This window comes from Streptomyces sp. NPDC058964 (genome assembly GCF_042741275.1).
GTDB lineage: Bacteria > Actinomycetota > Actinomycetes > Streptomycetales > Streptomycetaceae > Streptomyces.
In genome coordinates this window covers 5,278-9,910 of sequence record NZ_JBHYKH010000064.1, presented here as the reverse complement: position 1 = coordinate 9,910, position 4,633 = coordinate 5,278, and the positions used below count along the sequence as shown (strand labels likewise).

Annotated in this window: 2 protein-coding genes and 1 pseudogene; 1 reads left to right on the top strand and 2 read right to left on the bottom strand. The window is 71.9% G+C overall.

Features of this window, described 5'->3' with window-relative positions; all coding sequences use genetic code 11:
- Nucleotides 1-1,200 (bottom strand): annotated as a pseudogene (locus ACFW2E_RS11335) (hypothetical protein); the annotation flags it as partial.
- 132 nt (nt 1,201-1,332) lie between these two features.
- Nucleotides 1,333-2,460 carry an alpha/beta hydrolase gene (locus tag ACFW2E_RS11330; RefSeq protein WP_384464881.1) on the bottom strand — a complete coding sequence of 376 codons (1,128 nt, stop codon included), beginning with the start codon at nt 2,458-2,460 and terminating at the stop codon, nt 1,333-1,335.
- 227 nt (nt 2,461-2,687) lie between these two features.
- Between ACFW2E_RS11330 and ACFW2E_RS11325 the strand changes: the two genes are divergently transcribed.
- On the top strand, nt 2,688-4,499 hold the full coding sequence (locus ACFW2E_RS11325; protein ID WP_384464878.1) for a phosphatidylglycerol lysyltransferase domain-containing protein: 1,812 nt from the start codon (nt 2,688-2,690) through the stop codon (nt 4,497-4,499).
- Nucleotides 4,500-4,633 lie beyond the last annotated feature (134 nt).

The following is a 4,633-nucleotide window of genomic DNA, read 5'->3' as shown; positions in this document are numbered from 1 at the left end:
GGGCGGGCTCTGGTCCGGATGCTGGTCGGGTCCGGTGAGGCCGTCACCGCCGTGGGGGGGGGGGGGCGCCCCGGCGCCCCCCCCCCCCCGGGGGCGCCGCGCCGGGGCCGAGGGTACGACCGCCACCGCGGCCGGCACCGTGTAGTGACCGGTGGCCTGTCCGGTGGGCGCGCCGGGCTGCGCGGGCCGCTCGTCGGGCTGGGCCGTGGGGGAGGCGGCGGCGGTGCGCTCGTGTCCGTCGACCGCCTCGGGCTGCCCCTGCGCCTCGTCCTCCTGGACGGACTCCTGAGCGGGCTCCCGGCCCGACTCGTGGGCGGACTCGTGGCCGGACTCGTGGCCGGACTCGTGGGCGGCTTCCCGGACCGGCTCCCGGGCGGCTTCTGCGGCCTCCGTCCCGGCAGCGTCGGCCGCCGCCTCGGCCTCCGTCCCGGTCACCTCGTCCGCGCCGTCGTCCCCTTTGGCGCCGGCCCCGGCGGCCTCGGCCCCGGCGGCCTTCTCGCCGTCGTCGAACTTGGACAGCGCCGCCTTCGCCCGCAGGAACAGCCGGGAACCCTCGGGCGAGAACACCGCGGGAACCTCGGGCTTCGCGTCCTCGGCGTCCTCTGCGGCCGCGCCGGCCTCGCCCGAGTCGGCCACGGCCTCGGTCTCGGTCTCGGTCTCCTGCGCGAGCTCGGGCTCGGTCTCCTGCGCGAGCTCGGGCTCCGGCTTCCGCTCGGGAGCGGGCGGCAGCGCGCGCGACGGCACGGTCGTCTCTATCTCCAGCAGCCGGCGGCCCTCCAGGGCGCTGGCCCGCTCGGTCTCCGCGGTGGCGTACCGCCGCAGCAGCGCCGCGTGCTCGTTGCGCAGCCCGGCCAGCTCGGCCCGCTTCGCGCGCAGCCGCTGCTCCAGCTTGCCGCGCAGCTCGCGCGACTCCTCCAGGTCGGCCTCCAGCTCGGCGACCCGTTCCTCATGGCGCCACTCGTCGCTCGCCCGTCCGCGCGTGAGGTCGGCGACCTGCTTGCCCGCCTGTGCGTCCCAGCGGCGCATGACGGCGGCACCGACGACCGCGGTCGCCGCGGCGGAGGCGGCGACGACGCGCAGCACGCCCGGATCCGAGAACACCCAGGGGCCGAAGGCGCAGACGAGGGAGACGCCTGCGATCACCGAAGGCGGCAACAGCCGGTGCAAAGGCGGGGAATGGCGGTGACGTCCACGTGGCATGGCCAGAAACTTACCGCGCGTAGGCGAATCGTGGTGCCCCGCATCGTAAAAACACAGCCACACCGGAGCCTTCACATGACATCAGGAACGACATGTCCGGTCAGTGGGCCGCCGAATTCGACGAGATCGCTCTCAGCGGTCGCTCAGCCGCCCGCTCATCCACTGCAGCGTCGCCGGGATCTCGCGCCGCCAGGTGTTGAAGTTGTGCCCGCCGCTGCCCAGGATGATCGACGCGATCCGGGTCCGGTTGGTGGCCTGCACCTGATCGATGAACCGGAGCGTGTCCTTGTAGTTGGCCTCGCCGATCCTGCTGCTGCTGACGAGCAGTGAGGTGTCCGGTGCGGGCTGGTGCTTCAGATACCACCACAGATCGGAGTGATTGCGAAGATTCCGGTCACCGCGGAACAGATCGCCGGTCGTGGGGTCGATCGGTGCCTTGTAGTAGGGGGAGAGGCCCGCACCCGCCGCGTAGACGTTCGGGTGGTGCATGGCGAGCTTGAGTGCGCAGTAGCCGCCGGTGGAATCGCCGACGATCCCCCAGCTGCCCGGCTTCCTGCCCACCCGGTAGTGGGCCAGCACGGCATCGGGCAGATCCTTGGCGAAGAAGGTCTCGGTCTGCGGGCCGCCCGGAACGTCCACGCACTCCGTGTCGCGCGGCGGCGCCACCGTCGGCCGCAGCATGACGAGGATCATCGGCTGCATGCGCCCGTTCTTGGCCAGTTCCTGGGCCGTACGCGGGTAGTGCAGTTTGTCCACCAGGGCCTGCGCCGTTCCGGGATAGCCGGTGAGCACGACGGCGGCCGGGAACGTACGCGTGCGGTACTGCGGCTGGAAGTACTCCGGCGGCAGATACACATACGCAGGTGTGGCGATATGAGTCGTACGCCCCACGATGTCGACCTTCTGGACCTGTCCGGTCATCCGCGGACCCGATCCGCCCACCCCCTGCACCTGTGCGGTGCTCACCACCTGGAGCGGGCCGCCGGCCCCGCCGTTGGCCGAGTGGTCGACGACGACGCCCTGGTCCGTCTCCCTGCCGAACAGGTCCGCCCAGCTGGCGTAGAAGCCGAAGGCCTGGTTGGCGGCGATCCCCAGGGAGGCGAAGAGCGTCAACTGGGTCGCCAGGAGCAGAGCCACGCGCCCGCTGACGGCCCGCCAGTTCTGCCGGGCCAGCCGTGGCCACAGCCATACGGTGCCGACGAACAGCAGCACGGCGACGACGACCGCCAGCATCAGCACTTTGTTGCTCGTGAGACCCATGAGCTGTTCCTGCCTGCGCTTTCCGCCCACGACCGGCCGACGCTTTCGTAGCGAGGGCTTGCCCCGGACTTTCCTTGGCCTTTGAACCGGCTTTCCGGTGGGGAATGAACCTCTCTCCCCGAGACACCGTCCTAGAGGGCGCAATGTCGCCGGATGCCCGATCGGCACCGGATTCAAGGTCTCTCGCAGAACTACGGGATGCGATGTCTGTCAGGATAGATGGGGAAATGTCGGGCGGGGTTCCGGGCCGATCAAGCGCGGCGCGGCGCATAGTTCGCGGCCCGCGTCCCGAAGCCGTCCCCGCACTGGTCAGCAGGGCGTGCGCACTTGTGGGCGTCCTCGACATTGCCGCGGGCGTGTTCCCGCGCTTCCGTCACAGCCGTATGCACGCCATAGCCGAAGTGCTGCCCGGCGCGCTCGGCCCGTTCGCCGCGGCGCTCTCGCTCAGCACCGGTGTGCTGTTGCTGCTGCTCGCGCACGGGCTCAAACGGCGCAAGCGCCGGGCGTGGCGGGCCGCGGTCGCACTCCTGCCCGCCGGTGCGATCGCGCAGTTCGTGTACCGGCACTCCATCGTGGGGGCGCTCATCTCGATGGCGCTGCTGCTGCCGCTGCTGCGCCACCGCCATGAGTTCGCGGCCCTGCCCGACCCGCGCAGCCGGTGGCGCGCGCTGGCCAACTTCGTCCTCATGGGCGCCGGTTCCCTCGTCCTCGGGCTGGTCATCGTCAGCGTCCACCCCAACCGCACCATCGGCGACCCGAGCGTGGCCGATCGCCTGACGCACGTCCTGTACGGCCTGTTCGGCTTCGAGGGGCCGGTCGACTACGAGGGCAACACCTCCTGGACGGTCGCCTTCTCCCTCGGCGCCCTCGGCCTGCTCACCGCGGTCACCACCATCTACCTGGCCTTCCGCCCCGAACACCCGGCGGCCCGGCTGACGGAGGAGGACGAGAACCGGCTGCGTGCCCTGCTGGCGAGGCACGGCAGCCGCGACTCCCTCGGCCACTTCGCCCTGCGCCGCGACAAGGCCGTCGTCTTCTCCCCCAGTGGGAAGGCCGCGGTGACGTACCGCGTCGTCTCCGGCGTGATGCTCGCCAGTGGCGACCCCATCGGCGACGTCGAGGCCTGGCCGGGCGCCATCGAGCGCTTCATGGACGAGGCCAAGGCGCACTCCTGGACGCCCGCCGTCATGGGCTGCTCGGAGACCGGCGGTGAGGTGTGGACCCGTGAGACCGGCCTCGACGCCCTCGAACTGGGCGACGAGGCGGTGGTGGACGTCGCGGATTTCTCGCTCGCCGGACGCGCGATGCGCAACGTGCGCCAGATGGTCAAGCGCATCGAGCGGGCCGGCTACGAAACCCGAGTACGGCGCATCCGTGACCTGGGCGAGGCCGAGCTGGACCGGATCCGACGCGCCGCGGAGGACTGGCGCGGCACCGACACCGAGCGCGGCTTCTCCATGGCGCTCGGCCGGATCGGCGACGCGACCGACGGGGACTGCCTCATCGCCACCGCCCACAAGACGGACGACGAGCCGGGTCCCTACGGCGACCTGAAGGCGATCCTGCACTTCGTGCCCTGGGGCACCGACGGCGCGTCCCTGGACCTCATGCGCCGCGACCGCTCGGCCGACCCCGGCATGAACGAGCTGCTGATCGTCGCCGCGCTCCAGGCGGCCCCGAAGTTCGGCATCACGCGCGTCTCGCTGAACTTCGCGATGTTCCGCTCCGCGCTGGCGCGCGGCGAGAAGATCGGCGCGGGTCCGGTGCTGCGCGCCTGGCGCGGGCTGCTGGTCTTCCTGTCCCGCTGGTTCCAGATCGAGTCGCTCTACAAGTTCAACGCGAAGTTCCAGCCCCGCTGGGAGCCGCGCTTCGTCGTCTACCGGGCCTCCGGCGACCTGCCCCGCATCGGCTTCGCGGCCATGCAGGCGGAGGGCTTCGTCAACCTCGCCCTGCCGCTGCCGCGGTTCCTGCGCCGCCGCACGGCCGCCCCGCGTCCGTGCTCCCACGGGCTGCCGGAGCGGGACGTCAAGGCGGCATGACCCGGACCGGCCCGAGCGGAAACCCCGCCCCTGCGGCCCGGGGGGGTGCGCGCGGGGCCCAGGGCCAGCGGGCCTCGCCCAGGGGCAAAGCAGTTAAAATTATCAAACACAGCCGGCGCGGCCGAGTGGGGGGC